General features: G+C 63.8%; 30 protein-coding genes. 9 read left to right on the top strand and 21 right to left on the bottom strand.

Going from position 1 to position 26941, the window contains the following annotated elements; translation table 11 throughout:
* Positions 1-44: 44 nt before the first annotated feature.
* From XH85_RS15270 to xoxF5, 6 genes are all read right to left on the bottom strand, one after another.
* Complete coding sequence (locus XH85_RS15270) at positions 45-2357, bottom strand: xanthine dehydrogenase family protein molybdopterin-binding subunit (RefSeq protein ID WP_128932453.1); 2313 nt, start codon at positions 2355-2357, stop codon at positions 45-47.
* A 1-nt stretch (position 2358) separates the two neighbouring features.
* Positions 2359-2811, bottom strand: coding sequence for a (2Fe-2S)-binding protein (locus XH85_RS15275; protein WP_091896387.1), 453 nt, complete (start codon positions 2809-2811; stop codon positions 2359-2361).
* 631 nt (positions 2812-3442) lie between these two features.
* Positions 3443-4006, bottom strand: coding sequence for an S-(hydroxymethyl)glutathione synthase (gene gfa / locus XH85_RS15285; RefSeq protein WP_128932455.1), 564 nt, complete (start codon positions 4004-4006; stop codon positions 3443-3445).
* 32 nt (positions 4007-4038) lie between these two features.
* Entirely contained in the window at positions 4039-5148 is a 1110-nt protein-coding gene (locus XH85_RS15290) for an S-(hydroxymethyl)glutathione dehydrogenase/class III alcohol dehydrogenase (RefSeq protein ID WP_128932456.1), read from the bottom strand.
* Between the two features lie 60 nt (positions 5149-5208).
* Positions 5209-5700, bottom strand: coding sequence for a c-type cytochrome, methanol metabolism-related (locus XH85_RS15295; RefSeq protein WP_091896454.1), 492 nt, complete (start codon positions 5698-5700; stop codon positions 5209-5211).
* Between the two features lie 111 nt (positions 5701-5811).
* Positions 5812-7617, bottom strand: a complete 1806-nt coding sequence (xoxF5, locus tag XH85_RS15300; RefSeq protein WP_128932457.1) for a lanthanide-dependent methanol dehydrogenase XoxF5 — start codon at positions 7615-7617, stop codon at positions 5812-5814.
* 514 nt (positions 7618-8131) lie between these two features.
* Between xoxF5 and XH85_RS15305 the strand changes: the two genes are divergently transcribed.
* On the top strand, positions 8132-9100 hold the full coding sequence (locus tag XH85_RS15305) for a helix-turn-helix domain-containing protein (RefSeq protein ID WP_091896399.1): 969 nt from the start codon (positions 8132-8134) through the stop codon (positions 9098-9100).
* Between the two features lie 261 nt (positions 9101-9361).
* Here XH85_RS15305 and XH85_RS15310 read toward each other — a convergent pair whose 3' ends face one another.
* Genes XH85_RS15310 through XH85_RS15320 form a run of 3 tightly spaced genes read right to left on the bottom strand, consistent with a single transcriptional unit; the run spans position 9362 to position 12320 of the window.
* On the bottom strand, positions 9362-10291 hold the full coding sequence (locus XH85_RS15310; RefSeq protein WP_128932458.1) for a substrate-binding periplasmic protein: 930 nt from the start codon (positions 10289-10291) through the stop codon (positions 9362-9364).
* On the bottom strand, positions 10288-10644 hold the full coding sequence (locus XH85_RS15315) for a c-type cytochrome (protein WP_128937282.1): 357 nt from the start codon (positions 10642-10644) through the stop codon (positions 10288-10290). The genes XH85_RS15310 and XH85_RS15315 overlap by 4 nt, the downstream gene beginning before the upstream one ends.
* 11 nt (positions 10645-10655) lie before the next feature.
* Positions 10656-12320, bottom strand: coding sequence for a methanol/ethanol family PQQ-dependent dehydrogenase (locus tag XH85_RS15320; protein WP_128932459.1), 1665 nt, complete (start codon positions 12318-12320; stop codon positions 10656-10658).
* Between the two features lie 331 nt (positions 12321-12651).
* Between XH85_RS15320 and XH85_RS15325 the strand changes: the two genes are divergently transcribed.
* The 5 genes from XH85_RS15325 to XH85_RS15345 all read left to right on the top strand — a co-directional run bounded on the left by XH85_RS15325 (position 12652) and on the right by XH85_RS15345 (position 15277).
* A complete protein-coding gene (locus tag XH85_RS15325; RefSeq protein ID WP_128932460.1) occupies positions 12652-13044 on the top strand; it encodes an EF-hand domain-containing protein in 393 nt (130 codons plus the stop codon).
* A gap of 142 nt (positions 13045-13186) precedes the next feature.
* Entirely contained in the window at positions 13187-13522 is a 336-nt protein-coding gene (locus XH85_RS15330; protein ID WP_128932461.1) for a hypothetical protein, read from the top strand.
* Between the two features lie 227 nt (positions 13523-13749).
* Positions 13750-13830 carry a pyrroloquinoline quinone precursor peptide PqqA gene (gene pqqA / locus XH85_RS15335; RefSeq protein WP_008562446.1) on the top strand — a complete coding sequence of 27 codons (81 nt, stop codon included), beginning with the start codon at positions 13750-13752 and terminating at the stop codon, positions 13828-13830.
* 278 nt (positions 13831-14108) lie between these two features.
* The gene (locus XH85_RS15340; RefSeq protein ID WP_245473644.1) at positions 14109-14948 is read left to right on the top strand and encodes a hypothetical protein; all 840 of its coding nucleotides are present in this window, start codon (positions 14109-14111) and stop codon (positions 14946-14948) included.
* A gap of 119 nt (positions 14949-15067) precedes the next feature.
* A complete protein-coding gene (locus tag XH85_RS15345; RefSeq protein WP_091896419.1) occupies positions 15068-15277 on the top strand; it encodes a hypothetical protein in 210 nt (69 codons plus the stop codon).
* A gap of 9 nt (positions 15278-15286) precedes the next feature.
* On the opposite strand, the gene XH85_RS15350 is transcribed toward XH85_RS15345, so the two are convergent.
* The 5 genes from XH85_RS15350 to XH85_RS15370 are packed head-to-tail and all read right to left on the bottom strand — an operon-like array spanning position 15287 to position 18967.
* The gene (locus XH85_RS15350; RefSeq protein ID WP_128937283.1) at positions 15287-15634 is read right to left on the bottom strand and encodes a hypothetical protein; all 348 of its coding nucleotides are present in this window, start codon (positions 15632-15634) and stop codon (positions 15287-15289) included.
* Positions 15635-15660: 26 nt separating this feature from the next.
* Positions 15661-16464: a pentapeptide repeat-containing protein gene (locus tag XH85_RS15355; protein WP_164940517.1), complete on the bottom strand. Its 804-nt coding sequence runs from the start codon at positions 16462-16464 to the stop codon at positions 15661-15663.
* Positions 16465-16511: 47 nt separating this feature from the next.
* Entirely contained in the window at positions 16512-17240 is a 729-nt protein-coding gene (locus XH85_RS15360; protein WP_128932464.1) for an ABC transporter ATP-binding protein, read from the bottom strand.
* Complete coding sequence (locus tag XH85_RS15365) at positions 17230-17967, bottom strand: ABC transporter permease (protein ID WP_091896428.1); 738 nt, start codon at positions 17965-17967, stop codon at positions 17230-17232. The genes XH85_RS15360 and XH85_RS15365 overlap by 11 nt, the downstream gene beginning before the upstream one ends.
* A 1-nt stretch (position 17968) precedes the next feature.
* On the bottom strand, positions 17969-18967 hold the full coding sequence (locus XH85_RS15370; RefSeq protein ID WP_128937284.1) for an ABC transporter substrate-binding protein: 999 nt from the start codon (positions 18965-18967) through the stop codon (positions 17969-17971).
* An 87-nt stretch (positions 18968-19054) separates the two neighbouring features.
* On the opposite strand from XH85_RS15370, the gene XH85_RS15375 reads away from it, so the two are divergent.
* Entirely contained in the window at positions 19055-19414 is a 360-nt protein-coding gene (locus XH85_RS15375) for a hypothetical protein (protein WP_128932465.1), read from the top strand.
* Positions 19415-19594: 180 nt separating this feature from the next.
* On the opposite strand, the gene XH85_RS15380 is transcribed toward XH85_RS15375, so the two are convergent.
* Both XH85_RS15380 and XH85_RS15385 read right to left on the bottom strand, forming a co-directional pair.
* Positions 19595-20413, bottom strand: coding sequence for a quinoprotein dehydrogenase-associated SoxYZ-like carrier (locus XH85_RS15380; RefSeq protein ID WP_164940514.1), 819 nt, complete (start codon positions 20411-20413; stop codon positions 19595-19597).
* 42 nt (positions 20414-20455) lie between these two features.
* Complete coding sequence (locus XH85_RS15385; RefSeq protein WP_420837885.1) at positions 20456-21364, bottom strand: quinoprotein relay system zinc metallohydrolase 2; 909 nt, start codon at positions 21362-21364, stop codon at positions 20456-20458.
* 146 nt (positions 21365-21510) lie between these two features.
* On the opposite strand from XH85_RS15385, the gene XH85_RS15390 reads away from it, so the two are divergent.
* Together XH85_RS15390 and XH85_RS15395 are read left to right on the top strand one after the other, a co-directional pair.
* On the top strand, positions 21511-22395 hold the full coding sequence (locus XH85_RS15390) for a substrate-binding domain-containing protein (RefSeq protein WP_128932468.1): 885 nt from the start codon (positions 21511-21513) through the stop codon (positions 22393-22395).
* The gene (locus XH85_RS15395) at positions 22392-22949 is read left to right on the top strand and encodes a PQQ-dependent catabolism-associated CXXCW motif protein (protein WP_128932469.1); all 558 of its coding nucleotides are present in this window, start codon (positions 22392-22394) and stop codon (positions 22947-22949) included. Before XH85_RS15390 ends, XH85_RS15395 begins: the two co-directional genes overlap by 4 nt.
* A 238-nt stretch (positions 22950-23187) precedes the next feature.
* On the opposite strand, the gene XH85_RS15400 is transcribed toward XH85_RS15395, so the two are convergent.
* From XH85_RS15400 to XH85_RS15420, 5 genes are all read right to left on the bottom strand, one after another.
* Positions 23188-23493: a copper-binding protein gene (locus XH85_RS15400; protein WP_128932470.1), complete on the bottom strand. Its 306-nt coding sequence runs from the start codon at positions 23491-23493 to the stop codon at positions 23188-23190.
* A 149-nt stretch (positions 23494-23642) separates the two neighbouring features.
* Positions 23643-24251 carry a hypothetical protein gene (locus XH85_RS15405; protein ID WP_091898410.1) on the bottom strand — a complete coding sequence of 203 codons (609 nt, stop codon included), beginning with the start codon at positions 24249-24251 and terminating at the stop codon, positions 23643-23645.
* A complete protein-coding gene (locus XH85_RS15410; protein ID WP_128932471.1) occupies positions 24248-25096 on the bottom strand; it encodes an ABC transporter permease in 849 nt (282 codons plus the stop codon). Before XH85_RS15410 ends, XH85_RS15405 begins: the two co-directional genes overlap by 4 nt.
* On the bottom strand, positions 25093-25899 hold the full coding sequence (locus XH85_RS15415; RefSeq protein ID WP_128932472.1) for an ABC transporter ATP-binding protein: 807 nt from the start codon (positions 25897-25899) through the stop codon (positions 25093-25095). The genes XH85_RS15410 and XH85_RS15415 overlap by 4 nt, the downstream gene beginning before the upstream one ends.
* Entirely contained in the window at positions 25896-26855 is a 960-nt protein-coding gene (locus XH85_RS15420; protein ID WP_128932473.1) for a YVTN family beta-propeller repeat protein, read from the bottom strand. The genes XH85_RS15415 and XH85_RS15420 overlap by 4 nt, the downstream gene beginning before the upstream one ends.
* Between the last annotated feature and the right edge of the window lie 86 nt (positions 26856-26941).

A 26941-nucleotide genomic window follows, 5' to 3' on the forward strand; every position in this document is an offset into this window, starting at 1 on the left:
CTGTCAGATCGATGCAAACGGCCCGAGGCCGCTTGTGTTCCGGCTCACGCTTCCAATTGCTTGCCGATCGGAAGCGAGCGAATACGCTTTCCCGTCGCCTCGAAGATCGCATTGATCAGCGCCGGCGCGAACGGCGGAACGCCGGGCTCGCCGACGCCGCTCGGCGGCGTGTCAGGTCCGGGCGGCACGATGTAGACGTTGGTCACCACAGGAGATTCATCGATCCTGACGACCTGGAAGTCGTCAAAATTCTTCTGCTGCACCTTGCCGTCCTTGAAGGTGATCTCGCCATATTTGGCGATGCTGAGCCCCATGATCGCCGCGCCCTCGATCTGCGAGGCAATGCGCTCGGGGTTGACAAAGGTGCCGCAGTCGATCGCCGTGTCGACCCTTGGCACGGTCAGCTTGCCCTTGTCGTCGACCGCGACCTCGACGATGGTTGCGATGTAGCTGACGAAGCTGCGGTGCACGGCGATGCCGAGGCCGTGGCCCTTCGGGACCTGACGGCCCCATTCGCCCTTTTCGGCGACCAGCTCGACCACCTTGCGCAGGCGCGCGGTGTCGATCGGATAGCTGTCCTGGGGCTCGCCGTAGTTCCAGAGGTCCTTCACCGCGGGCTTGACGATCCGCGGGCTGCCGATCAGCGCGAGCAGGGTCTCCTTCTGGTCGCGGCCGGTCGCCTGCGCGATCTCACCGACCATCGATTGCACCGCGAAAGCACGCGGGATGTTCGAGACCGACCGGAACCAGCCGATGCGGGTATGTGCGGCCGCCTCCGGATTTTCGCAGGAGATGTTGTCGATCTCGAACGGCATGTCGACGAGTCCCATGCCGATCTCGAACGGCGCCTGGTGCACGGTGCCGGCGGCAAACGTCGAGGCGATGCTGGGCGCCACGCTGCGGTGGCGCCAGGCGATCACCTTGCCGCTCTTGTCGAGGCCCGCCTCGATCCGTTCGACCGAGACGGTGTGCAGGAAGCCGTTATGGATGTCGTCCTCGCGCGTCCACTGCACCTTGACCGGCGCGCCGAGCTCCTTGGAGAGCAGCGCCGCTTCGAGCGCGAAGTCGCATTTCGATTTGCGTCCGAACCCGCCGCCGAGCAGTGTGACGTTGACGGTGACGTTGCCTTCGGGAATGCCGAGCGTCTTGGCGACGTCCTCGCGGGTGCCGCCGGGGCTCTGCACCGGCGCCCAGATCTCCGCCTTGTCGCCCTTGACGTCGGCGACCGCCACCGGCGGCTCCATGCTGACATGGGCGAGGTGGGGGATGTAGTACTCGCCGACAATGACCTTGTCGGCGCTCTTCAAGGCGGCGTCCGCATCGCCCTCCTGACGCAGGACGAGGCCGGGCTTGCGCGAGGCCTCCTCGAGCTCCTTGCGGTAGGCGACGGAGTCGTATTTGCCGTTGGGGCCGTCGTCCCACACGAGCTTGAGCGCGTCGCGGCCCTTGATCGCCGCGCCGGTGTTGCGCGCGATGACGGCGACGCCACCGAGCGGCTGGAATTTCGACGGCCATGGCCAGCCGCGCACCTGCATCACCTTCTCGACGCCGGGAATCTTCAGTGCGTCGTCCGGTTCGAACTTGACCAGCTTGCCGCCGGTCACCGGCGGACGGGCGATCACGGCATATTTCATGCCGGGCAGTCGCACGTCGGCGCCGTAGCGCGCCTTGCCGGTGGTGATGTCGTGGAGATCGACGATGCCGATCTGGCCCTTGGTGAGATAGCGGAAGTCCTTGGGGTTCTTCAGCTTGAGGCCTTCGATAGCCGGCACCGATTCCTTGGCGGCATCGGCGGCGAGCTCGCCGAAGCCGAGCTTGCGTCCGCTGGCGCTGTGGACGATCTCGTGATTGACGGCCTTGACCTCGGTCGCCGGCACGCCCCAGCGCTTGGCCGCGGCCTGCTCGAGCATGGTGCGGGCGGAGGCGCCGATCTGGCGCATCGGCATCAGATAGTGCCGCGTGCTGCGCGAGCCGTCGGTGTCCTGGTTGCCAAACTTGACCTCGTCGCCATGGGCCTGCTGCACCTTGACTCTGGACCAGTCGGCCTGCATCTCCTCGGCCACGATCAGCGGCAGGCTGGTGCGCACGCCGGTGCCCATTTCCGAACGGTGTCCAACGATGGTGACGATGCCATCCGGCGCGACGGAAACGAACACCCGCGGATCGACCACGACGCCGTGCGGCATCTTTCCCGCGCCTGTTTCATAGGCGAATGCCTGGCGCGACATCACGGGTGCTGCAAGCACGAAGCCGCCGGTGACGCCGAGCCCCTTCAGGATGCTCCGGCGCGAGACTTTCTCGACCCTGATGTGCTTTTCGAAGCCGCGAAGCTTGCGGGGATTGTCGATGAAATTCATGTCACACTCCAGTCGATGCGAGATGGACGGCGTTCTCGATGCGCTGGTAGCAGCCGCAGCGGCAGATGTTGCCGGACATCGCCTCGCGGATCTGGTCGTGCGAGGGCTTTGGGTTATCCATCAAGAGTGCTGCGCCCTGCATGATCTGGCCGGCTTGGCAGAAGCCGCATTGAGGCACGTTGAGCTCGCGCCAGGCCTTCTGCACCGGGTGATCGCCGGTGGGGTGCAGTCCCTCGATCGTCGTGACCTCGCGTCCGGCAACGTCGTTCACGGACGTGATGCAAGCGCGGACGGCCTGCTTGTCGACGATGACGGTGCAGGCGCCGCACAGGGCCTGGCCGCAGCCGAATTTGGTGCCGGTCAGTCCGGCCTCGTCACGCAGGAACCAGAGTAGCGGGAGATCCGGGTCGCCGTCCCAGCTCTGTTCCTGGCCGTTGATCTTCACCTTGATCATGATCGTCCCTCGCTCTTCATAAGCCTGTTCAATTCAAAACTAACGACGCCGACCGGGCGTAATGCCGGTTGCGTCGTGTCGCCGCATTCCGGCCGCATTATCCTGCGCGGGCAGATCCCGGCGGGCGGCAGGAATACAAATCGCAATGTCCGGATGTGCTCGATACCTCCCGTTTTGTTCTTAATTGTTTGCATTTCGCGCGGCATCGTGACGGCGCGACCGTAGCAGAGATCGCGTCGGACCGGCGTTCACAGCCGAGTGTTCTCACCCGGAGAGATTGCATCGATGGTTTGTCAAAAGCAGGGCGCGGCTTGATGCCGCGCTACTTATGAGACGGGCGCAACCAAAAAAAGCTTCGTCCGCCAGGAAGACTGCACGGACGAAGCAGGATGCCTCAGTCGAGGGAGGGAGAACGCAAGCACCGCGAACTTCAAGCAAGAAGCCTGCGGCCCTGCGCAGTCATTCAGAGACCAGGACTGAGGAGCTGATGGCCCTCACATACGCGTGGTGCAGAAGCGCGGCATCGCCGCGATGGTCCCGGATGGGACCGATTCGGTTCGCTGGCGCTGGTCGGCACCAGCGAACCGATAGGGCTTGAGAGGGCTCGGCGGCCCTCGCTCGGGCGGCCTTCTTAGGCGGCCTTGGATTTCGCCACGTGGGTCGCGATCGCGTCCATCAGCGCCGGCGACAGGCAGTCATAGGGCTCCAGCCCGATCTCCTTCAGTCGCGCACGGATGCCCGCCATTTGCTCCGGCTTCACGCCCGATTCGATCACAGAGGAGACGAAGGCGGCGAATTGCGGCGCCTGCGAGCCCTGCTCCTGGAACAGCTCGGGATGGATGAAGTCGAGCCCGTAGAACGGATGGCCCTTGTTCTCGATGCGGCCGTACATGTGCGTGCCGCAGGCCTTGCAGGCATAGCGCTGGATCACCGCGGCGGGATCGACGATCTGGAGCTTGTCGCCGTTCTCGAGCACGGTGACGTTCTGGCGCGGCACCACGGCGACGACCGAGAAGGTCGCGCCCGGCGGCTTCCAGCACTTGGTGCAGCCGCAGGCGTGGTTGTGCGCGACGTCGCCCTTGATGCCGACCTTCACCGGATGGTCCTTGCATTTGCAGACCAGCGTGCCGCCGGCGAAGTTGCCGCTGCCTTGTTTGATGCCATTGTCGATCGATGGATGGAGTGCAACAGTCATGGGTCGATCCTCCTGGGTGTGATGGCTGTGACCTAGAACACGACGACGGAGCGGATGGATTTGCCCTCGTGCATGAGGTCAAAACCTTTGTTGATCTCTTCGAGCTTGAGCGTGTGGGTGATCATCGGATCGATCTGGATCTTTCCGTTCATGTACCAGTCGACGATCTTCGGCACGTCGGTGCGGCCGCGCGCGCCGCCGAATGCCGTGCCGCGCCAATTGCGTCCCGTAACGAGCTGGAACGGCCGTGTGGCGATTTCCTTGCCGGCTTCGGCGACGCCGATGATGATCGAGGTGCCCCAGCCGCGATGGCAGGCTTCCAGTGCCTGGCGCATCACCGTGGTGTTGCCGGTGCAGTCGAAGGTGTAGTCGGCGCCACCGTCGGTGAGGCCAACGAGGTGCTGGACGACGTCGCCGGTGACCTTCTTCGGGTTGACGAAGTGAGTCATGCCGAAGCGGCGGCCCCAATCTTCCTTGGAATCGTTGATGTCGACACCGACGATCTTGTCGGCGCCGGCCATCTTGGCGCCCTGGATCACGTTGAGGCCGATACCACCGAGGCCGAACACGACGACGTTGGAGCCCGGCTCGACCTTCGCAGTGTTGACGACGGCGCCGACGCCAGTGGTCACGCCGCAGCCGATGTAACAGCTCTTGTCGAACGGCGCGTCCTCGCGGATCTTGGCGACAGCGATCTCCGGCAGCACGGTGAAGTTCGAGAAGGTCGAGCAGCCCATGTAGTGGTAGATCGGCTTGCCCTTGTAGGAGAAGCGGCTGGTGCCGTCGGGCATCACGCCCTTGCCCTGCGTCGCGCGGATCGCAGTGCAGAGGTTGGTCTTCTGGCTGAGGCAGCTTTTGCACTGCCGGCATTCCGGCGTGTAGAGCGGAATGACGTGGTCGCCCGGTTTCACCGAGGTCACGCCGGGACCGATCTCGCGGATGAGGCCGGCGCCCTCATGGCCCAGGATCGACGGGAAGATTCCTTCGCTGTCGAAACCGTCGAGCGTATAGGCGTCGGTATGGCAGATGCCCGTGGCCTTGATCTCGACCAGGACTTCGCCGGCCTTCGGTCCTTCCAGGTCGACCTCGACGATCTCGAGCGGCTTCTTGGCTTCGAAAGCAACGGCTGCACGTGTCTTCATCGTAAACTCCTCAAATCTTCGTAGGACGCCAGGACGTCGTCGCGGCGATCCTGGCAACGTTCATTTCTTGCCCATGCAGGCGTCTTCCGCCTTGGTGTAGGCTTCTGTCTTCTCCTCCTTCTTGGAGGGACGCTGCCGGCCCCACGCGTCGGTGGAGCGGGCGCGCAGATAGACATAGAGATCGTCCATGTAGCAGGCGACGTTCGGGTTGTCGCCGAAGGCCGGCATGACGTTCTCCTGCGCGGTCGAGATGTTCTTGCGACCGGAGGCGATCACGCCGATAAAGTCGCCATAGCTCATCGATTTGACGGAATCCTTCAGCGCCGGTGCGTAGGTCGATCCCATGCCGTCGGGGCCATGGCACACATGGCAGTCTGAGTGATAGCGGCGGTATCCGGAATAGGTGAACCAGTCCACGGTGCCGTCGGCCGAAATCTTGTAGGTCGGGTTTCCTTCCTTATCGAGCCACTTCCCGTCGTCTTCCTTCTTCACCGCGGTCGGGTCTCCCGGACCGTCCGCGACCGCAACTCCTCCGGACGCAACGAAGATTATCACAGCAATGGCAGAGCAGATTTTACGCAAGAGATTTTCCTCGAAGGCGTTCGGTGGAGACGAGCCGGCGCGTGGAGTTGATCCACGCGCCGGAGCGATGCTGAGCGGGGCCTAGTTCGGCAGCGAGAACACGGTCAGCGTACCGCCGAGCGCCGTGTAGTTGCTGAGGGCCGCGTAGCCACCGACGGCGCCGAGACCGGCGGTCGGATCGGTCAGACCTGCTGCCAGACCGATGCCGGCCCAGCCACCCACGCCGGAGAGCACGGCAACGTACTGCTTGCCATTGTTCTCATAGGTGGTGACGTTGCCGATGATGCCGGAGGGAGTCTTGAACTTGTAGAGCTCCTTGCCAGACTTGGCATCGACTGCCTTCAGGTAGCCTTCGAGCGTGCCGTAGAACACCACGCCGCCGGCGGTTGCGAGCGCACCCGACCAGACCGAGAACTGCTCCTTGTTCGACCAGACGATCTTGCCGGTCTTGCCGTCCCAGGCGATGAAGTTGCCCATGTGGCTTTCACCCTGCGGCGGATACATCGAGAGCGTCGCACCCACATAGGGCTGGCCCGCGGTGTAGCTCACCTTGAACGGTTCGTAGTCCATGCAGACGTGGTTGGTCGGAACGTAGAACAGCTGCGTGTCCGGCGAGTAGGCTGCCGGCTGCTCGTCCTTGGTGCCGAGCGCGGCCGGGCAGATGCCCTTCACGTTGACGTCCTCGCCGGCCTTGTCGGTCGAAGCTGCGTCGAGCACCTTCGGACGGCCGTAGGTCGGCGAGCTCTTGTTCATGTCGACGCCGGAGGTCCAGTTCACCTTCGGATCGTACTTTTCGGCGACCAGCAGTTCGCCGTTCTCACGGTCCAGGGTGTAGGCGAGACCGTTGCGGTCGAAATGGGTCAGGAGCTTGCGAGGCTGCCCATTGATCTGCTGATCCGTGAGGATCATCTCGTTGACGCCGTCATAGTCCCACTCGTCATGGGGCGTCATCTGGTAGACCCACTTGGCCATGCCGGTGTCCGCGTCGCGCGCGAAAATGGTCATCGACCATTTGTTGTCACCGGGACGCTGCTTCGGATTCCAGGTCGAGGGGTTGCCCGACCCGTAATAGACCATGTTCAGAGCGGGATCGTAGGAGATCCAGCCCCAGGTGCAGCCGCCGCCGATCTTCCACTGATCGCCCTGCCAGGTCTTCAAGCTGGAGTCAGGTCCGACCGGCTTGCCGAGCGACGTCGTCTTGGCCGGATCGAGCTTGATCTGATCGTCCGGGCCTTCGGAATAGGCGCGCCAGACCTGCTTGCCGCTCTTGAGATCGTAAGCGGTGACGTGGCACTGCACGCCGAATTCACCGCCGGAGATGCCGACCAGGACCTTGTCCTTGACGACCAGCGCGGCAGACGTACCGGTCTCGCCCTTCGCAGGATTGCCGTTGGTCGCCGACCAGGCTACCTGGCCGGTCTTGGCGTCGAGCGCGACGAGGTTGGTGTCGGCCTGATGCAGGATGATCTTGCCGTCGCCGTAAGACAGGCCGCGGTTGACCGTGTCGCAGCACATCACCGGGATGACGTTCGGATCCTGCTTCGGCTCGTACTTCCAGATGATCTTGTTCTCGTTGGAAAGGTCAAGAGCGTAGACCTTGTTCGGGAACGGCGTGTGGACGTACATCACGTTGCCGATGATCAGCGGGCCGCCTTCGTGACCACGCAGCACGCCGGTCGAGAAGGTCCAGGCGACCTGGAGCTTGCCGACGTTCTGTGCATTGATCTGGTTCAGCTTGGAATAGCGGGTATTGGCGTAATCGCCCGCCGGCATCACCCAGTCTTTCGGGTTCTGCGACATCTTGATCAGCTCGTCATTGGCTGAGGCGCTGCCGACGGCGAGAGCCGCCGCGGAGCCAAGATAGGTCGCCAGTAGCACCTTGCGCATAGTTAATTCCTCCGTTGGTCGTTTATTGTTTCCGAAGCATTGCTTAATCACCGGGCTTCTCGTCCGGCGTCTGCTCGTGCAGGGCGGTCACGATCGAGACCAGAAACGATGCTGTGCTGTTTCCTCCTCCTGATGAGAGCCACGGGTCCGTGTGTGCAGGAGCGGCCCGTTCTTGTTGTTCCTGCCGCAATCCCTAACGACTTCGTCAACGGGAAACTTGCCCAAGAGAGAAGCCGGTTTGCTCGACAGCGCACGGGCGCGAAGATTTTGATTTTGCAGTAGCGAATTCAGCGGTTTCCGCGCCGGCTTGCGCGGCGGTCCGCGCCTATGTTCCCCTTGACGGCGCTGCAACTAAGGCGGAGGATTAAGTTTCAAAGGTGGCAGTGGAACGGAGGCGCAAGTTCCAAAAGATCGCCTAAGTTTGAGGTAAACGTCACGCAATCACGGCTGAGGGCTCCAGCAGCGCTGGTCGCGATTCGCGTCGAATCTCCGGATCAAACCAGTGGCTGGATCAATGTCCGACACAATTCACACGCTCTCGACGACCGGGCTGACGCCGAAGCGGCAGATCCAGAGCTGGATCGATGGGCTGACGAGCCTGTGCGGCTATTTCGACGTCGATCCGCTGGAGGCCTCCTCGCTCGAAGGTCGCATCGACTACACCACCGTTTCGCGCCTGAAGCTCTGCCAGATCGAGGTCAGCCAGCACCGCATCGCGCACACGATGGCGCGCGCCAAGGCCAACGAACATCCGTACATCAAGATTCACTTCCAGACCTACGGCGTGTCCTATTTCGAACAAGAGGGCCGCCACATCGAACTCAACCCTGGCGACATCATCGCCTATGACGTCTCCTGCCCGCATTCGATCATCAGCCCCGCCTTCACCCGCCACGACGTGGTGATCGTGCCGAAGGCGCTGCTGCGCGACCGCGGCTTTCCCTCGCAGCGGATGCCGGCGTGCAAGTTGTCGGCGAAGACCGGGACGGGGCGGATCGCCCATGATTTCGTCCACGCCACCTTCGACGAGGCGGCGAAGCTGTCGGCGAACAGCGCGGTCGGCGTGGCCGATTCGCTGATCGACCTCTTGCTGCTGCCGCTGCGCGAGGCCGACACGATGTTCGACCGTGTCGGACCGGAAGCGATGTATGTGCGCGCGCAGTTCTTCATCCGCGAGCATCTGCGCGATCCGGATCTGTGCATCGATCAGATCTCGACCGAGCTCGGCTGCTCCAAACGCTATCTGCACATGCTGTTCTCGGAGCGCGGCACGACGGTGAGCGACTACATCTGGCAGGCGCGCCTGCAGAACTGCCGCCAGGAGCTCGAGGCCCACGCCGGCAAGACCATCACCGACGTCGCGTTCTCCTGGGGCTTCTCCAGCTCATCGCATTTCAGCCGCGTGTTCCGGAAATATTTCGGCGTGGTGCCGTCCTCGATCCACAAGGCGCAGCAGGGCACCGCGAGCTCGAACGAGCATTAGAGCATGATCCGGAAAAGTGTGCAGCGGTTTTCCGAAAAGATCATGCTCAAACAATAACCTCAAGTGCGACGACGACTCGTCCCAATCCCATCTCGCTTTAGGCTCGTCGCGCTGCGGCCGGTCGCCGACAATGTTGTGCGAGCGTACTGGATTCCCCGCCGGAGCCTGTCATCGGGCTCGCCGAAGGCGAGACCCGGTGGCGGGGAATGACGGCGGAGTTGATGGATACGCCCGCGTGCCATCGCTCTTCGCGACGAACTCTCACCGCTGAATGATTTTCATCCAGACATCGCCGAGGATCGCAGGCTCGCGCGGCGGCAGATAGGTGAGGCCGGCCTGCTTGCCGAATTCGGCGATCTTGCCTTCGGCGGCAAGCTGGCCAAGCGCCGTGTTGACTGCCTCGATCAGCGCGGGATCGCTGGCAAGCCCGACATAGCCGCGATTGGCGCCGATCGGATAATAGTAGCCGGACGCGGTGATCGCCGTATCGGGGTGCGCGGCGCGATGGGCATCGAAGCGCGCAAGATCGATCAGCGTCGCGTCATGGTCGCCGCGTTGGAGCGCGCCGAGGAGGTCGTCGCGGCCGGGCACGAGATGGGTGATGTTGTCGATCAGGCGGCCCTTGTCGAAGGTCATCAGGATGGCATCGCCGAGCGAGCCGCTTTCGATGACGAGGCGAAGGCTGGCGAGATCGCCGATGTCGCCGATCTTGCGGCCTTTCGCCTTCGGCCCGAGCACCACCGTCATCGGCGAATAGACGTAAGGCTGGCTGGGTGCGAGCACGCCGAGCGCGACGCGGCGCCGCCGGTCCTCGCGCGTGGCGCCGGCGAAATCCGGCAGGCGCGCCGTTTTCATGCCGGGCTTGACGAGCGAATCCAGCGTCAGCGCGTAGCCGCCGACCAGCGCGCAGCGTCCGTCCGAGAGCAACGCATTGGCCTCGAGCTGTGGGCTGGAATCCTCATCGAGCTTGCTCTCGAACCACTGGATCGTCAGCGGCCGTCGCAGGCGCTCGGCGACCGCCTGCGCCAGCAGCACGTCGAAGCCCGCATCCGGCTTGCCCTTTTGATGCACCGAGAGCGGCGGCCGGCCTTCATCAAGACAGATCCTCAGCGGGTCATCCGCCGCGTGCGCAACCGCAGGCGCCGCCGCGAGGATCGCCGCAACGCTCCACGCGGCGAGCCAACGCCTCATGGCTTCCTCCGGCTGGAGATGAAGGCCCAGAGGTCCCCGATCTGGTCGTCGTTGAGGATGTCGCCCCAGGGCGGCATCTTGTTGTTTTTGCCGTTCTTCACCGTGGTGACGAAGCGCGTCTTGTCGTCGGGGATCGCGCGCAGGTCCGGCGTGATGGTGCCGGAGTTCATCAGGTTGGGGCCGTGGCAGTGCGAGCACTTTTCGGCATAGGTCGATTTGCCGTGGTCGATCTGTGCCTGCAGAGGATTGCCGGTTGCGTCATCCGCGGCACGAACGGTCGCCGCAAATGCGACCGTCAGCACCGCGACGGCGGCGAAGATCGCCGCCGTCTTGTGAGATATCTCCTTCAGCATCGTGCCTGTGGTCACTGCTTGAGTGCAAAGACCCACAGCGAGCCGCCGGGCGGCACCTTGGCCAGTCGTTCGTCACCGGAGAACAGCGAGTAGACGCCGCCATAGCCGCTCGTCACGGCGACATATTGCACGCCGTCCTGCTGCCAGGTGACCGGCTGTCCCTCGATGCCAGAGCCGGTCTGGAACTGCCAGAGCTTCTTGCCACTGTCGGCATCGAAGGCCTCGAACTCGCCGGTCAGCGCGCCCGTGAACACGACGCCGCCTGCGGTCGACAGCACGCCGGAGAAGCGCGGGATGTCGACGGGAGCCTCCCACTTCGCCTTGCCGGTCAGGGGATCGATCGCCTTGAGATGGCCGCGCGGGCCGTCTCCGTACTCCCAGAGGTCGGTCAGATCCATGCCGAGATACCATTCACCCTGCTTGAAGGTCACGGGCTCGGTCTTGTACCTGCCGCCGAAGGCGAGCGTGTTGGCATAGGCCAGTCCGGTCTGCGGATTGAACGACATCGGCTCCCAGTTCTTGCCGCCGAGGATCGACGGATAGACGGTGACCTTCTTGCCTTCGCGCGCGTCCTTCGAAACGTCGGTCTCGATCGGACGTCCGGTCTTCATGTCGATGCCGGTCGCCCAGTTGACCTTCACGTAAGGGTTGGCCGCGAGCAGCTTGCCGTTGGTGCGATCGAGCACGTAGAAGAAGCCGTTGCGGTTGGCGTCCATCAGCACCTTGGTCGGCTTGCCCTCGACGTTCATGTCGGCGAGCACCATCTCGGCCACGCTGTCGTAGTCGAACGGATTGTTCGGCGAGAACTGGTAGTGCCACTTGATCTTGCCGGTCTTGGGATCCATCGCCAGCACGGAGCATGTGTAGAGGTTGTCGCCGGGCCGCACCGCCGAGTTGAACGGGCCGGGATTGCCGATGCCCCAATAGACGGTGTTGAGCTCGGGATCGTAGGACCCGGTGATCCAGGTCGAGCCGCCGCCGAGCTTCCAGGTGTCGCCCTTCCAGGTGTCGCCGCCGGGCTCGTCCGGCGAGGGGATCGAATGGGTGCGCCAAAGATGCTTGCCCGTCGCCGGATCCCAGCCGTCGATGAAGCCGCGCGTGCCGAACTCGGCGCCGGAGATGCCGGTGATGACAACGCCGTCGGCGACCAGCGGGGCCACCGTCATCGAATAGCCTTCCTTGATGTCGGCGGCCTTCTGCCGCCACAGCTCCTTGCCGGTCTTGGCGTCCAGCGCGATCACGTTGGCGTCCAGCGTGGTGCGGTATACCTTGCCGTCATAGAGCGCGGCGCCGCGATTGATGATGCCGCAGCAGACGATGCGCGGCGTCTCGGCGGGATACTCGACCTTGGTTTTCCAGATCTGCTTGCCGGTCTTGGCGTCCACCGCCATGGTCGCATTGTGCGAGGTCACGTAGATCACGCCCTGGTACACCAGCGGCTGCGATTCCTCGCTGCGATCGTCGTTGAAAGAGTAGTTCCAGACCGGGACGAGGTTCTTGACGGTGTCCTTGTTGATCTGGTTCAGCGTCGAGAAACGCTGGAGATTGTAGCCCATCCCGTAATTGAGAACGTTCGATGTATCGGTCGCGCCCTTGACCAGTTGCTCGGTGGTCTGTGCGCTTGCACAAGTCGATGCAAGCATGACGAGGCTCGCGGCCATCGCAAAGCGTTTCATCCGTTCCTCCCAATATGCGCGTCTTTTGACGCTGCAGGAACAACACTCCGCCCGAATGCAAAACGCGTCAATACGAAAGTCGTGAGTGCGACGCCAACCTGTTGAACGCCAGAGGCCAGTCACCTGACGGAAACCTGACAACCCGTTCTCACTTGTGCGCAGACGCTGGAGAAATTCCGCGACGCGAAGCGGTCCGACGGAAGCGGCCAGCTTGGCGCGGCGGAGTTCCGCGAGTTGTAGCGCGCGCAGGTTGCAGTTTCCGATTTGAAGCAGGGCACATTCGTGGGATTTATGTCGGATCCGCTCGAATCGAGTTTCTCAGGAGGTTTCGATGAGGTCAGGTCGCTCAATTGCGTTTGCGCTCACGATTGCATTGCTGTCCGGTCCGGCTCTCGCGGCATCCGGCAACGCGGTCAAGATGTTCGATACAGATAATGACGGCACGCTCGATCTCGCCGAGGTGAAGAAGGCGGCCAGCGCATTGTTCGCCAAGCTCGACCCCGATCACGACGGCACGCTCGATGCACGCGAGTTGCGCGGGCGGTTGTCAGCGAAAGAGCTCGCCGCCGCCGATCCCGATCATGACGGGACGCTTACGCTCGACGAATACCTGTCGGTAGTGGAGCAACGCTTCAATGCGGCCAATCCGGACAAGGATGGCACGCTTGATGCAAAAGAGCTGAACGCGCGGGCTGGCCGCGCGCTGCTGCGGCTGCTGCGCTGAGTGCGTACGCCTGGAACGGACGTGGGCGGCGGCAGTGCGATTAATTCCGCTCCGACACTCGGAACATCGGGCTGCCGGGCCTGTTCTCCCCGAAATGGCCTGCCTGGCGCGTTGGGGCTGCGCGGCGGGAGGAGAGGAGATCATGCAGATGAACACCAAACGATCCGTTCTTGCTGCCTGCGCGATCCTGACGTTGAGCGCCGGTGTCGCCGTCGCGGGCCCCTGCAAAACCGGCAGTGCAGCCGCTGACAAGGATGCCGGGTCTGGCCCGGTCACCGTGGGCTCGGCGCAATCCCATCCATCGAGTTCGGCGAGCGACACCAGTCAGCATCCGCCGACCAGCACGATGAATCGTGCGAGCGGCGAAACGCCGGCTTCATCCGAGGATGCGCAGCGGCAGATGCAGAGTGAACCGACGGCGGCTCAGCAGGCCGAAGGTGCCAAGCCGAACCCGGCAATGGCCGACAAGGACTGCTGACGCGCGGCGCTGGTCGTGTCGATTCGAGGCGCGGTGTGTCGCGCAAGGTGATGTCCTCCAGGTCTGTGCTTGACCAAGAGGGAACTGGCTTTGCCCGAGAGAGAAATGCGGCCGCGAAGAATCGACACAGACGCGTTCGGCATTCGAATCGGCGCTTGAACTATAGGGGACCGAGCCCTAGGTTTTGCCCCGCGCGATGTCGCGCTCAATACCTTGGGAGACCCCGAATGGCTTGGAAAGCTCCGAAGATCGTGGAAGTGCCGGTCGGCATGGAAATCAACATGTACGCCTGCGCTTCGCGCAAGTAAGACTGACGACCTGCCGCGGCTTCGATGGCAAACGCCGTCGAAGCCGTGGCAGTGTCGGATCCTCGTCAGCCGTTGTGTGTCACGCGTTGTTGTTGACGCGCTTTGCCATTGATGCAAAGCCACACCCGGGCAGCGCTTTACTGCTCTCGCCTTCAAAATCTCGACCATGCTCCGCGGCGGTGTGTTACGATCATGCCGGGTCAGCGCTGCTGCCGCATCAAAGCGGGGGCGCGTCTTCAGGGCACGGGATGCGCGGCGGAGCTCGCAAATTTTGGCTGATGATTGCGTGCGCGGGCGTGCTGGCACCGGCGTATGCGTATGCCGAGGAGGGCTTCGATACCGAGCACATCTTCGGTTTCATGATCGGCACCGATGTCGGCACTGTCGGCGAGCGCGAATTCCAGAGCGAGACGACGGGACGATTCGGTAAGGGCGCCGGGGCCTATCGCGCGCTCGCGCAGGAGGTCGAGATCGAGGTGGTGCCGCTGCCGAACTTCCGCATCGAGGTCCGCGGCACCGCCAGCCTGCACGACATCACCGGCGTCCCCGACATCGACGATCGCCGCCAGTTCAACTTCCAGGGCGCCTCGCTCGACCTGCGCTATCGCCTGCTCGACCGCGAGCACGCGCCGTTCGGCCTGACTGTCGCCGCCGAGCTCCATGGCAGCCGCATCGACGAGACCAGCGGCGCGAAGGGACGGATGTACGGCACCGATTTCACGCTCGCCTTCGACCGCGAGCTCGTGCCAAACTTCGCCATCGCTGCGCTCAATCTGATCTATCAGCCGGAATGGGCGCGCTTCGAGGTAGCTGGACTGTCCGAGAAGAGCTCGACGATCGGGGCGGCGTTTGCCAGCATGGTGCGCGTGCGGCCCAATGTGCTGCTCGGCGGGGAGATGCGCTATTTCCGGCAATACGAAGGCATTGGCCTCGGCGAGTTTTCGGGCCAGGCCCTATTCGTCGGCCCCACCGCTTACTTCCAGCTCTCCGAGCGCTCGCGCTTGACCTTGAGCTGGAGCATGCAGGCCTGGGGACGTCCGGCCGGGTCATCCGCCAATCTCGACCTCGTCAATTTCGAGCGCCACCAGGCGAGGGTTGTGTTCGGGGTCAACTTTTAAGGCGCAAGTGCGCAAGGGCACGAAAACACTCCAATTTCAGCCCCGGTTTGAAACTTCCCGCTCCTTGGAACGTATCCTTTCGTGCTAATCTCCATCGCCTCTTGCGACAGGATCCCGGCATGAACCCGATTGACCTGGTGGTGACTGTGTGTGCGGTGCTCTCGCCTGCGACCTGCGAGGAGCAGCATCTGGTGTTCAACTATTCCGGGTCGCCGCGGCAATGCGCGATGGCCGCGCCGCCCTATATCGCGCAATGGGTCGGCGAACATCCGAAGTGGCAGGCGGTGCGGTGGCGCTGCGAATACCCGCACACGCATGACAAGGCGTGAGCGGCGGCGCTACTTGGTGCAATCCTTCAAATCCTTATCGGCGATTGAGAACACCGCGTCGGCCCTGATCTCGATGCCGCGGACGATGCACTGCCGGCCATTGGGATAGCTCACCCTGGCGTCGTAATGGCCCGGCTCGACGCCGGTGATGCGCAGCCGCTCGTCGTGGTCGACCTCCTTGTCCTTGTCGTTCAAGCATTGGTTCGGACCCCAGTCAGTCCTGCCGGCGGGAGCGAGCTGGAAGCCGGAGATCGTCTCAGTCGTCAGATTCCAGAGCCGGATGCCCTTGCCCTTGGCCTGCGCGGCGGCTTCGCCGGCAAGCGTCAACAATGCGATCAAAGCTAGAACCCAACGCATCAGCCAGTCCTCCCAAAGGCGGGCCGTCATTCCCTGATCAGGCGCTCGCGGTTCTTTGCCTTGTCGAAATTTTTGGCGCGGTCAAGGCCGTTCGGTGCGATCAGCTTCGCCGAGACGAGATCGGCGCCGTCGAAATCGGCGTCGATGACGATGGCGCCGGTCAGATCGGCTCCGCCGAGTTCGGCGTTTTTCAGTGATGCGCCGCTCAGGTCGGCGCCCCTGAGGGCCGCGAATTGGAGGTCGACGCGCGACAAATCGGCGTTGCGCGCGTTCAGCCGTTCCAGGTTGGCGGATCTGAGAACCGCGCGCATCAGCCCCATCGACTGGTTGCGCATGTCAGCGCCAAGCTTTGCGTCCGCGATCGAGGCGCCGACCATGCTTGCGCCGGTGAGATCGGCAGCGATGCGCGCTCCCGACAGGTTCGCGCCGTCGAGACGCGCGCGCGCCATTTGCGAGGCGAACAGATTGGCGCCCTTCAGGCTTGCGCCGGTAAGATCCGCATCCAGCAGCCATGCCTGATCGAGGATAGCACGGTCGAGCTTGGCGTCTCGGAGTATTGTCTTGTTGAGCCGCGCGGCGCGGAGAACCGCGTTGGACAGGTCCAGCCCCGAGAGATCGAGGCCCGACAGGCGTTTGCCGGTGAAATCGGCAGGCTGCGCGGCGCTCGCTTTGGCCAGCACGGCCTCGACCTCTGGCCTGGTCATTTCGGCCGAGACCATCGCGGGGGAGGTGAGGTCGACGTCACGCATCATGTCCTGCGCGCCCGCCGTCATCGTGACGAGTGCAAGACCAAGCGTTGCAAGCGTTGAGAGGGCGACCGTCCGCGTCATCATCAACTCCGCTGCCAGCCTATCTAGCACATCCGCCAAGCGACCGGCTATGAGATATCTCGCTCGGCGCGGTCGCCTTGAGTTCGTTGGGCGAGGCCGGCCTTGATGGCCGCAATCTCGGCTTCGCCGCGAGTGTCGCGCGGGATGTCGATAGGTACCTCTGCCACGATCCGCGTTGGCCGGGGCGACAGGAAGAACAGCCGATCGCCCAGGTGCACTGCATCGTCCAGGCTGTGTGTCACCAAAAGCGTCATCACTGGGCGGCTCGCGACGAGCGTCGCAATCTCATCCCGCAGGCGTCCAGCGAGAGCGTCATCGAGCGATGCCAGCGGTTCGTCAAGCACCAAAATATCCGGCTCGACGGCAAAGGCGCGGGCCAGCGCGACGCGCCGGGCAAGCCCCAGCGACAATTCGCCGGGGAAATGGCTGCGATGTGCCTCCAGCTCCAGGATTTTGAACAGCTCCGACAGCCTGGCATCGGTGACATCGGGTGCAGCGAGCCGCACATTCTGCTCGACCGAACGCCACGGCAGCAGCCGCGGCTCCTGGAATACCATGCCGATCCGCGCCTGCGGCGGCCGTTCGATCCGCCCCTGAAACTCATGATCGAGCCCCAGGATGATGCGCAGCATCGTGCTCTTGCCGCAGCCGGAGGGGCCGATCAGCACACCGACCTCGCCGGATTCAAGCGTGAACTTGACCGGCGCCAGCACCTCGTGCGTTCCGCCGGCGGCACTTTTGAACGTCTTGCCTGTGATCTCGACCTCAAGCCGCACGGGGGCGCCACCGTGTTGCGCGGGCTTCGAACGGCTGCACCAGCAAGGTTTCGATGACGAGCACGACTGCGGCGAAGGTCAGCGAATAGGCGAGCAGCCGCGGCGTGTCGAACAGCTGGAAGGCGACGCCGATCTCGAAGCCGACGCCGTTCGGACGGCCCAACAGCTCGGCGACCAGCACGATCTTCCATACCAGCGACAATCCGGAGCGCGCAGAGGCTGCGATATAGGGCGCAAGCTGCGGCAGCACGACGTGGCGGAAGGCACGCCAGCGTGGCATCGCGAATACGCTCGCCATCTCGTCGAGCGAGCGGTCGAGCGCGCGCGCGCCCTCGCGCAAGGTGACGATGGCGGTCGGCAGCTTGTTGATGGCGATTGCCGCGATCGCGGCGGCCTCGGTGAGGCCAGCCCAGATATAGGCCAGCACGATCACGACCAAGGCGGGTAAATTGAGCAGCAGGATCAGCCAGGGATCGCCGAGCCGGTCGGCAAGCTTCACCCGTCCCATCAGATAGCCGATGGCGCTGCCGAGCGACATCGCCAGCACGAAGGCGAGGGTGACGCGCGCCAGCGTGGCGCCGAGATGCAGGAACAACGCGCCGCTCGCGGCCTCCGCGATCATGACCTGGAGCACGGCGGGCGGGGAGGGCAGCTTTGCGCCGCCCGCGAACAGCGCGGCGATCCACCAGATTGCGAGGAACAGGACAAACGAGAGAAGGCGCAGCACCTCAGTCTCCGGGGACCGCGTGATAGAAGGTGCCGGGATCGAGCTCGGCCGCCGGCCCGACGAGGTCGCGGCCACCGATCTCGGCGAGCACGCGGTAGAGCACGCGCGCATCCGCCTCCTCGTCGCCGATGCTCCGGCGCGGGATACCGTCGCGATAGCGGTCGCGATAGGTCTTGAGCATGGCCGGATCGGTGGAGCCGGTAAGCGGTGCGATCTTGTCCCAGGCCGCGTCCGAGGTCACCAGCAGCTCTTTGGCCTTGCGGGTCATCGCGATGAATCGCGCCACGGCGTCACGATGGCTTGCGGCCCAGTTCTCGTCGAAGACATAACCGACCGCGGCGACCGCGCCCTTGGCACCGAGTCTTGGCAGGATGTCCTCGATGCCGGCGAGGCGGCGAAAGCCCTTGGCCTCGAGCTGCGCGCAGAAATTCCAGAAGTTGAGGCTCGCATCCATCTCACCGTCGAGCGCCTTGGCGGCGATCAGGGGCGGGGCGCCATAGACGATGGTCGCCGCAGACTTCAGGTCGATGCCGTCCTGCTTCATGCGGGCCTGGAGCATCAGCCAGCTCTTATCGATCGCTCCGCCGGCGACGGCGAGCTTGCGTCCCCTGAGGTCCGCGAGCGTCTTGATTGGCGAAGCCGCCGGCACCATCACCGCGCCGAGCGCGCTGGAATAGGGATAGAAGGTGAGCTTGGCGCCGAGCGCGCGCTCGCGCGATACCCACAGCCAGTCCGACAGGATGATGTCGGCGCTGCCTGCGCGCATCGCGATCTTGCCGGCCTCGGTACTCGCGAGCTCGCTGACCTCCAGCGACAAATCGGCCTCCTTGTCCAGACCGTTCGCGCGGATCGCCGCCAGCTCCCAGGAGAATGTTCCGGTTTTCTGCACCGCAAGGCGGATGGTCTCCGCGGCGCGGCCGGGTGCGGCTAGCGTCAACGCCAGCGCCACCGCGAGCGCCAATGTTCGACCAAGTACCTTTATCGCACCAAGTGCTCTCATCACCTTGTGAGCCGTTTCCTCTGACGGAGTGCTTTTCAGGACAATACGCATAGCATAGCTTTGGTCGCAACCATCGGGAGGATGCGCATGAAACTGGCGGGACGGCTACGACCGATTGTCGCCGCAATGGCGGTATTGGCGGCGACCACATGCGCGGCGCAGGCCGAGGATGCCAATGATTATCCGACGTCGGCGCGCGCCGAGTACGTCTATGGCTGCATGAAGGCCAATGGCGAGGCGCGGTCTACGATCGAGCAATGTTCCTGCTCGATCGACGTGGTCGCCTCGATCGTGCCCTATGCGCGCTACGTCACCGCGGAGACCGCGCTCAGCATGTCCCAGGTGCGCGGTAATCTCGGCGTTCAGTTCCGCACCTCGGAGCAGGCGAACTCGGCGGTGAATGATTTGAGGCGCGCGCAGGCGGAAGCCGAGGTGAGGTGTTTTTAGCTATCGCGGCACAGACGGTGTCATCCTTCTCCCCTTGTGGGAGAAGGTGGCGCGAAGCGCCGGATGAGGGGTATCTCTCCTCTTGCTCAGACGTTGAGAGTTGCGCTCGCGGAGAGAGACCCCTCACCCGCCTCGCTTCGCGAGGCATCCTCTCCCACGGGGGGAGAGGGTAAGAAATCTTCACGTCCCCGGCTTCTCCACGTCCCACTCGTTGCGGAACACGTGCCCATCCGTGTCCTTTGCCTCCGCGCGAAAGCGCTTGGCGCCGTTGGAGACATAGGTGAAGCGCAGATTGGGATCTTCCGAGATCGAGATGCCGCCTTCCATCGACAGCACGGGGCTGTCGTCCTGCATCAGCTTGAGCTGGTTGATGAAGAAAGCCGGGATATAGAGCTGCGTGACCTGATCCATCTGCAGGCCGGAATTGTTGGGATGGCCGATCATGATCTGCGCCTCGCGCACGCGACTCGCCGGCGCCTCCTCGCGTGCGAATTGCCGGTAGCGCATCTGGCCGAGCCGGTTCCTGGCTTCCTCGATGTTCTTGCCCGCCGGCGCCGAGCAGCCGCCGGAGGCCTTTACATAGACCTTCGAGACATAAAGCTGGCCGTCGCTGAGCTCGGCCACCGCATGCACGTCGGTGTAGTTGTTGACGCGCACGCGCGTCGAGATCTCCGTGACATTGGCATCCGGCCCGAGTTCGAACTTCGCGGCCATCGGCGCCGGGTTGCGGTCGATCACCAGCGTGATCGAACGGATGCGTCGCGCATCGCCGGGTGACAGCTTGCTGCGCAATGTCACCGGCACGATGGCCGCGTCCTCGGCGCGATAGGGCATCTCGATGCCGATGACGGTGCTGCCGTCGTTCATCGGACGGCTATTGAAGATGTCCTGCACCAGGCCCGGCCAGGGATCATAGGCCTCTTCCGCCGGCGCCGGCACGACGAAGGCGATGCCGAGCAGTACGGCGGTCAAGGTCAGGCGGCGAGTGCATGCCATCATGGTCACGGTCCTGCGGGCGTTTTGCCTATCGTAGCGTGCCGGCTACTCCCATTCAATTTCCGAGAATGCTGCGGTTGCGTTGCGGGGATTGTACTCCTCGAACAACTCCCAGCGCGGCCTTTCCGACGCGGCGGCCTGGTCGGCGGCGGTTCGGATCGGCTCGCCCTTCTTGTTCAATGCGCGGACGTCGGACAGCAGCGTCGACAGGTAGCGTCGCTCATCGGTCAGTGCGGCAGGCCAGTCGCTCACGGGGCCGTGACCAGGAACGACGCGCAGCGTCGGAATGGCCTCCAATCCCTTCAACGTGGCGAGCCAGCCGCGGATGCTGCCGTCCATGACCGGAATGTGGCGGAGAAAGACGAGATCGCCCGCGAACAGGGTTTTGCTCGTCTCATCGAACACGGTCAAATCGGCGTCGCTGTGCCCGGCCGGCCAGGCGCGCAAGATCAGTCGGCGCGACCCGAGATCGAGGGTCGTCGTGTCCGAAACGAGCAGGGTAGGGGCAATGATCTTCACGGGATCAATCAGCTCACTGCCCATGATGCGGCGGAAATTGTCGAGATAGAAAGGCCCACGCGCCGCGAGCGCCTGCGGAAGCTTGCTATGGCCGACGAAGGTGGTGGTTCCGGCGGCGAAGGCGGCATTGCCGAAAACATGATCGGGATGGCCGTGGGTGTTGATAACGTAGCGGATCGGCTTGGGCGTCTTCGCCCGCACGGCGGCCAGCAGCGCCTCGCCTTCGCGGTAGCTGCCGCCGGTATCGATCACAGCCACCGCATCATCGCCCACGATGAAGCCGACATTGGCGATGTCGCCCTCGTTCGCGCGGGTCATCAGGGCGATGGTCCCGGAGTGTACGAAGATTCCCGGCGCGACTTCGCTCACAGGCAATTCGGATGCCTCGGCGCGTGCTAGCGTGACGATCCCCAGCAGGGACAAGGCTGCGATCATTGAAGCGACGTAAGACACTTTTCCGCCTCAGTTCAGAGGGTTTGCTGCATTGCGCTGCAGCAAAGCAAAGCCAACACCAAGCTGGCAAAACTTGGCGCGTCATGCGTTGCATGGATAACATTCAAACAAAACGAGGAGGAAGCGCGATGACGGAGGCCGGACGACATCGTCGCTGGTTGTTTTCACTGTGGGTCCTGATGGCATCCTGCGTGTTCGGCGATGCTGCGATCGCGCAGACCAACGACACCGGCGACCTCTCCTTCGAATTGGTGGACCCGAAGGTGCTGCGCGTCTGCGCCGACCCGCGCAATCTGCCGTTCTCCAACGAGAAAGGCGAGGGGTTCGAGAACAAGCTCGCCGAGTTCTTGGCGGACAAGCTCCAGAAGAAGCTCGACTACGTGTTCTTCCCGCAGGCCACCGGCTTCGTGCGCATGACGCTGGGTGCGCATCGCTGCGACGTCATCATGGGCTTCCCACAGGGCGACGACCTCGTGCAGGGCACCAATCCCTATTACCGCACGACCTATGCGCTGGTCGCCAAAGCCGGCAGCGGGCTCGAGGACGTCGATACGCTGGAGGACACGCGCCTGAAAGGCAAGCATGTCGGCATCGTCGCCGGCACGCCGCCGGCGACCAACATGGCGATCGCCGGTCTGATGGGCGATGCAAAGCCCTATCCGCTGATGATCGACACCCGCTTCGACAGTTCGGCGCAGGCCATGATCGACGATCTCGCCGCCGGCAAGATCGACGCCGGCGTGCTGTGGGGCCCGATGGCCGGCTACTATGCGAAGAAGGCCGGCTCTTCGCTCCACGTTACGCCACTGGTGAAGGAAACCACCGGGCCGAAGCTGGTCTATCGCATCGGCATGGGCGTGCGTCCGGCCGATCAGAACTGGAAGCGGCAGTTGAACAAGTTGATCCAGGAGAACCAGGGCGAGATCAACAAGATCCTGCTCGACTTCGGCGTCCCGCTGCTCGACGAGAGCGATCGGCCGCTCGGCGCGGAGACGGTCAAGAAGACGCCATGAAGCGGCATCTTGCCGTTGCGCTGCTCGCCGCTGTTCTGGCAGGGCCGGCATTGGCGCAGCAGCAGGAGCCGTTCGAGCCCGAGGGATATCGCACCGACAATTACCGCGCGCCGGTGCCGGCAACGCTCGCCGGCGCGCGCGTGCTGACGACGGCGGAGGCCGAGGCGATCTGGCGCGCGAGGAGCGGCGCCTTCGTCGACGTGATGCCGCGGCCGCCGAAACCGAAGAACCTTCCCGCCGGTACCGTGTGGCGCGATGCGCCGCGCAAGAATATTCCGGGCAGCCTGTGGCTGCCGGACACCGGCTACGGCGCGTTGCCGCCCGCCATGGACGATTATCTGCAACGCGGCCTTGCGCTTGCATCGCACGGCGACAAGGCTGTGCTGCTCGTGATCTATTGCCTTGCCGATTGCTGGATGTCCTGGAACGCCGCCAAGCGCGCGCTGGCGTACGGCTATTCCAACATCGCCTGGTACCCTGACGGCACCGACGGCTGGGAGAGCGCAAAACTCCCGGCCGAGGAAGCGCAGCCCGAGCCGCGCCCGGAGCAGTAACGATTGGCCGAGGTGCGCTCTCTCGCCCCGCTTGCGGGGAGAGGGGCGGGTTGGGGTGAGGGGAGCCTCCGCGATCGCGCTGTCAGCAATAGACACAGCACTCCCCCTTCGTCATTGCGAGCCAACGTGTCCGCGCGAAGCGCGGCCCGATGACAGGCTCCGCGAAGCAATCCAGAATCATTCCGCGGAGGAACTCTGGATTGCTTCGCTTCGCTCGCAATGACGATCTGGACCAGTGCTACGGCTTCTGCTTCTCCAACTTCGTCAGCGTGCCGGTGCCGTTCGTCTCGGTGGCTGCATAACTCACCCTGTCGCCGGCATGGACGGCGTCCAGCATTGCGGCGTCCTTCGCCTTGTACTCCTGGAGCGCGCCGGCGTTGCCTGAACTGGCGCCGATCGTGCCTTTCTGCGTCTGCTGGATCGAGATCGTGCCATTGAGCCGATCGATCCGCGTGACCATTCCGGTCATGTCGTCGGCAAAGGCGCTGGATGCGAGCATGGTGATGACCGCAGCGCCCGCGAAGATGAATCTTGTTGTTCCCATCGAGGCCTCCCGATGTCCTGGATTGGATGTCTTGGATTGACTTCGACAAGACATCCTGGAGTGATTTGGTTCCGCCAGATCGCGCGGCGAAAGGTTAACGATCGCGCTGATATCACGGGAACTTTGGTGAGCCGTCAGCGAGGCTGACGCTATTCCATTTCCTGCTGGATCACGCGCCCGAGCGCGAACAGGCGCTGGTCGATCGTGGTCGGAACCTCGCAGACGAATCGCACCACTTTGTGACGATCCTCGAAAATGCGGGTCTTCCAGATCAGTTCGTTGCTGAGTGCCTCGACCTTGGCATCGTCGCGCGGTGTTGCGCCCTGGAGCGCCTGGAGCGCCAGCGTCTCCTCACGGATCTTGTCGGCGGCCTCGCGCTGCTTGCGGCTGACGCGTTCGAGCCCGTTCATGACCTGGGAGCGCTGGGCATTGAGCGTGTCGAACAGGCCGGCGAACAGCAGCTTGGCATTCGCCGTCTTGTCGGACGCGGAGGCGGCCAGAAACTCCCTCACCGACTTCTCGGCCTCGTCGAGCGGCGTCTTGCGCGCCGACAGCTTTGCGACCAGCGCGCTGATCTTGGCATCGTCCTTCCATTTGTTCTGGACGTCGTCGAGCGGCGGGCCGGCCCAGACAGCCGCCAGCGAAATCTCCGGCACCTTGGCCTGGGTGCAGGGCCAGTCCGGATAGCGCGAATCGGCCGCGCGCGCGGCCGTGCTCGACAGCGCAATTGCCATGGCAGCCAGGATCAGAACCTTCATCCTTCGCCTCCTGCAGGCCCGCGTCGCGCCAGCCCGCGCGACGGATCATAGGCGAAAATCGCACCGATCATGAAGACGATTGTGCAGATCGCGACCACCGCCAGCGAAATCCAGTTGATCTGTCCGTACAGCGCAAATCGTATCAGCTCGACCGCATGAGTGAACGGATTGGCCTCGCAGAGGTAATACAGATAAGGGCTGCCCTCCTGGACCCGCCAGAGCGGATAAAGCGCGGAGGAGGCGAAGAACATCGGGAAAATGACAAAATTCATGACGCCGGCGAAATTTTCCAGCTGCTTGATGCCGGAGGAGATCAGCATGCCGAGCGAGCCCAGCATCAGCCCGGACAGGATCAACGCCGGCAGCACGGTGAGATAACCCGATGGAGGCGGGGTGATGTCCCAGAACCAGGCGATCAAGAGGAACGCATAGACCTGGAGCAGCGACACCGCGGTGCCCGCGAGCAGCTTGCAGAACAGCAGGAACCCGCGTGGCAGCGGGCTAACCAGCAGCGTGCGCATATTGCCCATCTCGCGGTCATAGACCATTGAGAGCGAGGACTGCATGCCGTTGAAGAGCTGGATCATCGCCATCAAGCCGGGCGCGATATAGACCTCGTAGAGGATGTAGGTCTCGTAGGGCGGGATGATGGAAATGCCGAGCACCTGGCGGAAGCCGGCGGCGAAGATGAACAGCCACACCAGGGGCCGCACCAAAGCCGAGACGAAGCGCTCGCGCTGATGCAGGAAGCGCAGGCCCTCGCGCCAGACGATGCCGGTGAGGCAAGTCATGTACTCGACGAACGAGAAGCCGCGCGGCGCTTCGCGGGTGGTGATGCTGCTCATGCGCCGCCTCCCGGCATGGTTTGCGCGCCGGTCAGGCGCATGAAGGCGGTGTTGACGTCCTGCGCGCCAGCGTCCGTGACGACGCGGCTCATCGGGCCCTGCGCCAGCACCTTGCCCTGGTGCAGCACCACGAGATCGTCGCCGGGCATGATCTCGTCGAACAGGTGCGTGGCCCAGAGCACTCCGATGCCTTGCTCAGTCACGAGCTGGCGGACATGGCCGATGATGTCGGCGCGCGCCTTGACGTCGAGGCCGACGGTCGGCTCGTCCAGCAACAGCAGCCGCGGCCGGTGCAATAGCGCCCGCGCGATCTCCAGTCGCCGCATCTGCCCGCCCGAGAGATCGCGCACCTTGCTGCCGGCGCGCTCTTCGAGCCCGATGCGCCCGAGCAGCTCGGCGCTACGTGCAGCCGCCTCACGCCGGCTGATGCCGTGCAGCGCGGCGTGATAGAGCAGGTTCTGCGTCAGCGAGAGGTCGAGATCGAGCGTGCGCGGCTGGAACACGACACCGAGCAGCCGCAGCGCCTCGCCGGGGCTCTTGCTGATGTCGTGACCGAAGATGGAGACACGACCAAGCTGGATGCCGAACAGGCGCGTGATCAGTGAAAATAGCGTGCTCTTGCCGGCGCCGTTGAGGCCGAGCAGCGCGGTGAAGCTCGCCGACTGCACGTTGAAGGAGACGTCGGTCAGCGCCCGTCGCGGCCCGTAAGAATGGCTGACGCCGTCGATCGACAGCGCCGGCACCGCGGCCGCTTCCGGCCTCGAGGTCTCGCGCGGTTCGGCGATGGGGGCAGGGCTGGTCATGGCGCGATCGCGACGCCCCAGGGCAGTTCGCCCACCTGAATGGTCTTGATCACTTTTTGCGCGGCGACGTCGATGACGGACACATCATTCGACACGCCGTTGGTGGTGAGCAGGTATTTTTCATCCGGCGTGAACGCCATGTGCCAGACCCGCTGCCCGACCAGCAGATATTTCGTCACCTTGCGCGTCGCGACGTCGACCACGGCGATGCGGTTGGCGGGGCCGAGCGCGATGAAGGCGGTCTTGTCGTCCTTGGTCATGCCGATGCCGACCGGCTGGATCGCCTCTTTCCGCAGGCCGGGAATCTCGAAGGTGACCTTGCCGATCACCTCGTGCTTCCCGGGATCGATGATCGAGACGGTGCCGCCGATCTCCGAGGACACCCACAGTTCCGAACTGTCATGCTTGAATTCGGCAAAGCGCGGCCGCGCATCGACCAGCACATTGGCAACGATCTGGCGCGAGGATGTGTCGATGAAATGCGCCATGTTGGTCGTCTCGGACGTGTTGATCAGCGTCTTGCCGTCGGGGCTGATGGTCATGCCCTCGGGCTCGACGCCGACCTGGATGTCGCTGAGCCGGGCGCGCTTCTCGAGATCGATCACGGTCACCGTATTGTCGTTCTCGTTGGCGACGTAGAGGACCTTTCCGGCGGCATCCTGGGCAAACAATTCAGGGTCGGGGCCGGAGGGCAGGCTGTCCACCACGCTTTGCGTCTTGGCGTCGATCACCTGGATGGTGTCGTCGTCGCCGACCGCGACCATCACGAACTTGCCGTCGCGGGTGAAATCGATGCCGCGCGGGCGCTGGCCGACCTTGATGGTCTTGGTCACGGTCCAGCTGTCGGTATCGATCACCGACACCGTGTTGCTCTTCTCGTTCGAGACATAGGCGATGAACGCATGCGCGGGCGCTGTGGCGAGCGCTAGAGCCACAAGCAACGCAACCCCCAGCATGCGTGACGTCTGTCCGCGGGCTGGCTTCACCTCCCCCGCTTGCGGGGGAGGTCGTATCGCATCGTGAGATGCGATACGGGAGAGGG

Origin of the sequence: Bradyrhizobium zhanjiangense, assembly GCF_004114935.1 — a bacterium.
Classification (GTDB): domain Bacteria; phylum Pseudomonadota; class Alphaproteobacteria; order Rhizobiales; family Xanthobacteraceae; genus Bradyrhizobium; species Bradyrhizobium zhanjiangense.

Excerpts from the sequence above, each read along its gene's own strand:
- XH85_RS15405 (WP_091898410.1), bottom strand. The coding sequence starts at position 24,251 with ATGAAGGTTCTGATCCTGGCTGCCATGGCAATTGCGCTGTCGAGCACG.
- XH85_RS15400 (WP_128932470.1), bottom strand. The coding sequence starts at position 23,493 with ATGGGAACAACAAGATTCATCTTCGCGGGCGCTGCGGTCATCACCATG.
- XH85_RS15275 (WP_091896387.1), bottom strand. The coding sequence starts at position 2,811 with ATGATCAAGGTGAAGATCAACGGCCAGGAACAGAGCTGGGACGGCGAC.
- XH85_RS15345 (WP_091896419.1), top strand. The coding sequence starts at position 15,068 with ATGAACCCGATTGACCTGGTGGTGACTGTGTGTGCGGTGCTCTCGCCT.
- XH85_RS15340 (WP_245473644.1), top strand. The coding sequence starts at position 14,109 with ATGATTGCGTGCGCGGGCGTGCTGGCACCGGCGTATGCGTATGCCGAG.
- XH85_RS15355 (WP_164940517.1), bottom strand. The coding sequence starts at position 16,464 with ATGACGCGGACGGTCGCCCTCTCAACGCTTGCAACGCTTGGTCTTGCA.
- XH85_RS15410 (WP_128932471.1), bottom strand. The coding sequence starts at position 25,096 with ATGAGCAGCATCACCACCCGCGAAGCGCCGCGCGGCTTCTCGTTCGTC.
- XH85_RS15350 (WP_128937283.1), bottom strand. The coding sequence starts at position 15,634 with ATGCGTTGGGTTCTAGCTTTGATCGCATTGTTGACGCTTGCCGGCGAA.
- xoxF5 (WP_128932457.1), bottom strand. The coding sequence starts at position 7,617 with ATGCGCAAGGTGCTACTGGCGACCTATCTTGGCTCCGCGGCGGCTCTC.
- XH85_RS15325 (WP_128932460.1), top strand. The coding sequence starts at position 12,652 with ATGAGGTCAGGTCGCTCAATTGCGTTTGCGCTCACGATTGCATTGCTG.
- XH85_RS15290 (WP_128932456.1), bottom strand. The coding sequence starts at position 5,148 with ATGAAGACACGTGCAGCCGTTGCTTTCGAAGCCAAGAAGCCGCTCGAG.
- XH85_RS15395 (WP_128932469.1), top strand. The coding sequence starts at position 22,392 with ATGAAGCGGCATCTTGCCGTTGCGCTGCTCGCCGCTGTTCTGGCAGGG.
- XH85_RS15305 (WP_091896399.1), top strand. The coding sequence starts at position 8,132 with ATGTCCGACACAATTCACACGCTCTCGACGACCGGGCTGACGCCGAAG.
- XH85_RS15385 (WP_420837885.1), bottom strand. The coding sequence starts at position 21,364 with ATGATCGCAGCCTTGTCCCTGCTGGGGATCGTCACGCTAGCACGCGCC.
- XH85_RS15310 (WP_128932458.1), bottom strand. The coding sequence starts at position 10,291 with ATGAGGCGTTGGCTCGCCGCGTGGAGCGTTGCGGCGATCCTCGCGGCG.
- XH85_RS15370 (WP_128937284.1), bottom strand. The coding sequence starts at position 18,967 with ATGAGAGCACTTGGTGCGATAAAGGTACTTGGTCGAACATTGGCGCTC.
- XH85_RS15320 (WP_128932459.1), bottom strand. The coding sequence starts at position 12,320 with ATGAAACGCTTTGCGATGGCCGCGAGCCTCGTCATGCTTGCATCGACT.
- XH85_RS15420 (WP_128932473.1), bottom strand. The coding sequence starts at position 26,855 with ATGCTGGGGGTTGCGTTGCTTGTGGCTCTAGCGCTCGCCACAGCGCCC.
- XH85_RS15415 (WP_128932472.1), bottom strand. The coding sequence starts at position 25,899 with ATGACCAGCCCTGCCCCCATCGCCGAACCGCGCGAGACCTCGAGGCCG.
- XH85_RS15315 (WP_128937282.1), bottom strand. The coding sequence starts at position 10,644 with ATGCTGAAGGAGATATCTCACAAGACGGCGGCGATCTTCGCCGCCGTC.
- pqqA (WP_008562446.1), top strand. The coding sequence starts at position 13,750 with ATGGCTTGGAAAGCTCCGAAGATCGTGGAAGTGCCGGTCGGCATGGAA.
- XH85_RS15375 (WP_128932465.1), top strand. The coding sequence starts at position 19,055 with ATGAAACTGGCGGGACGGCTACGACCGATTGTCGCCGCAATGGCGGTA.
- XH85_RS15270 (WP_128932453.1), bottom strand. The coding sequence starts at position 2,357 with ATGAATTTCATCGACAATCCCCGCAAGCTTCGCGGCTTCGAAAAGCAC.
- XH85_RS15390 (WP_128932468.1), top strand. The coding sequence starts at position 21,511 with ATGACGGAGGCCGGACGACATCGTCGCTGGTTGTTTTCACTGTGGGTC.
- gfa (WP_128932455.1), bottom strand. The coding sequence starts at position 4,006 with ATGACTGTTGCACTCCATCCATCGATCGACAATGGCATCAAACAAGGC.
- XH85_RS15380 (WP_164940514.1), bottom strand. The coding sequence starts at position 20,413 with ATGATGGCATGCACTCGCCGCCTGACCTTGACCGCCGTACTGCTCGGC.
- XH85_RS15330 (WP_128932461.1), top strand. The coding sequence starts at position 13,187 with ATGCAGATGAACACCAAACGATCCGTTCTTGCTGCCTGCGCGATCCTG.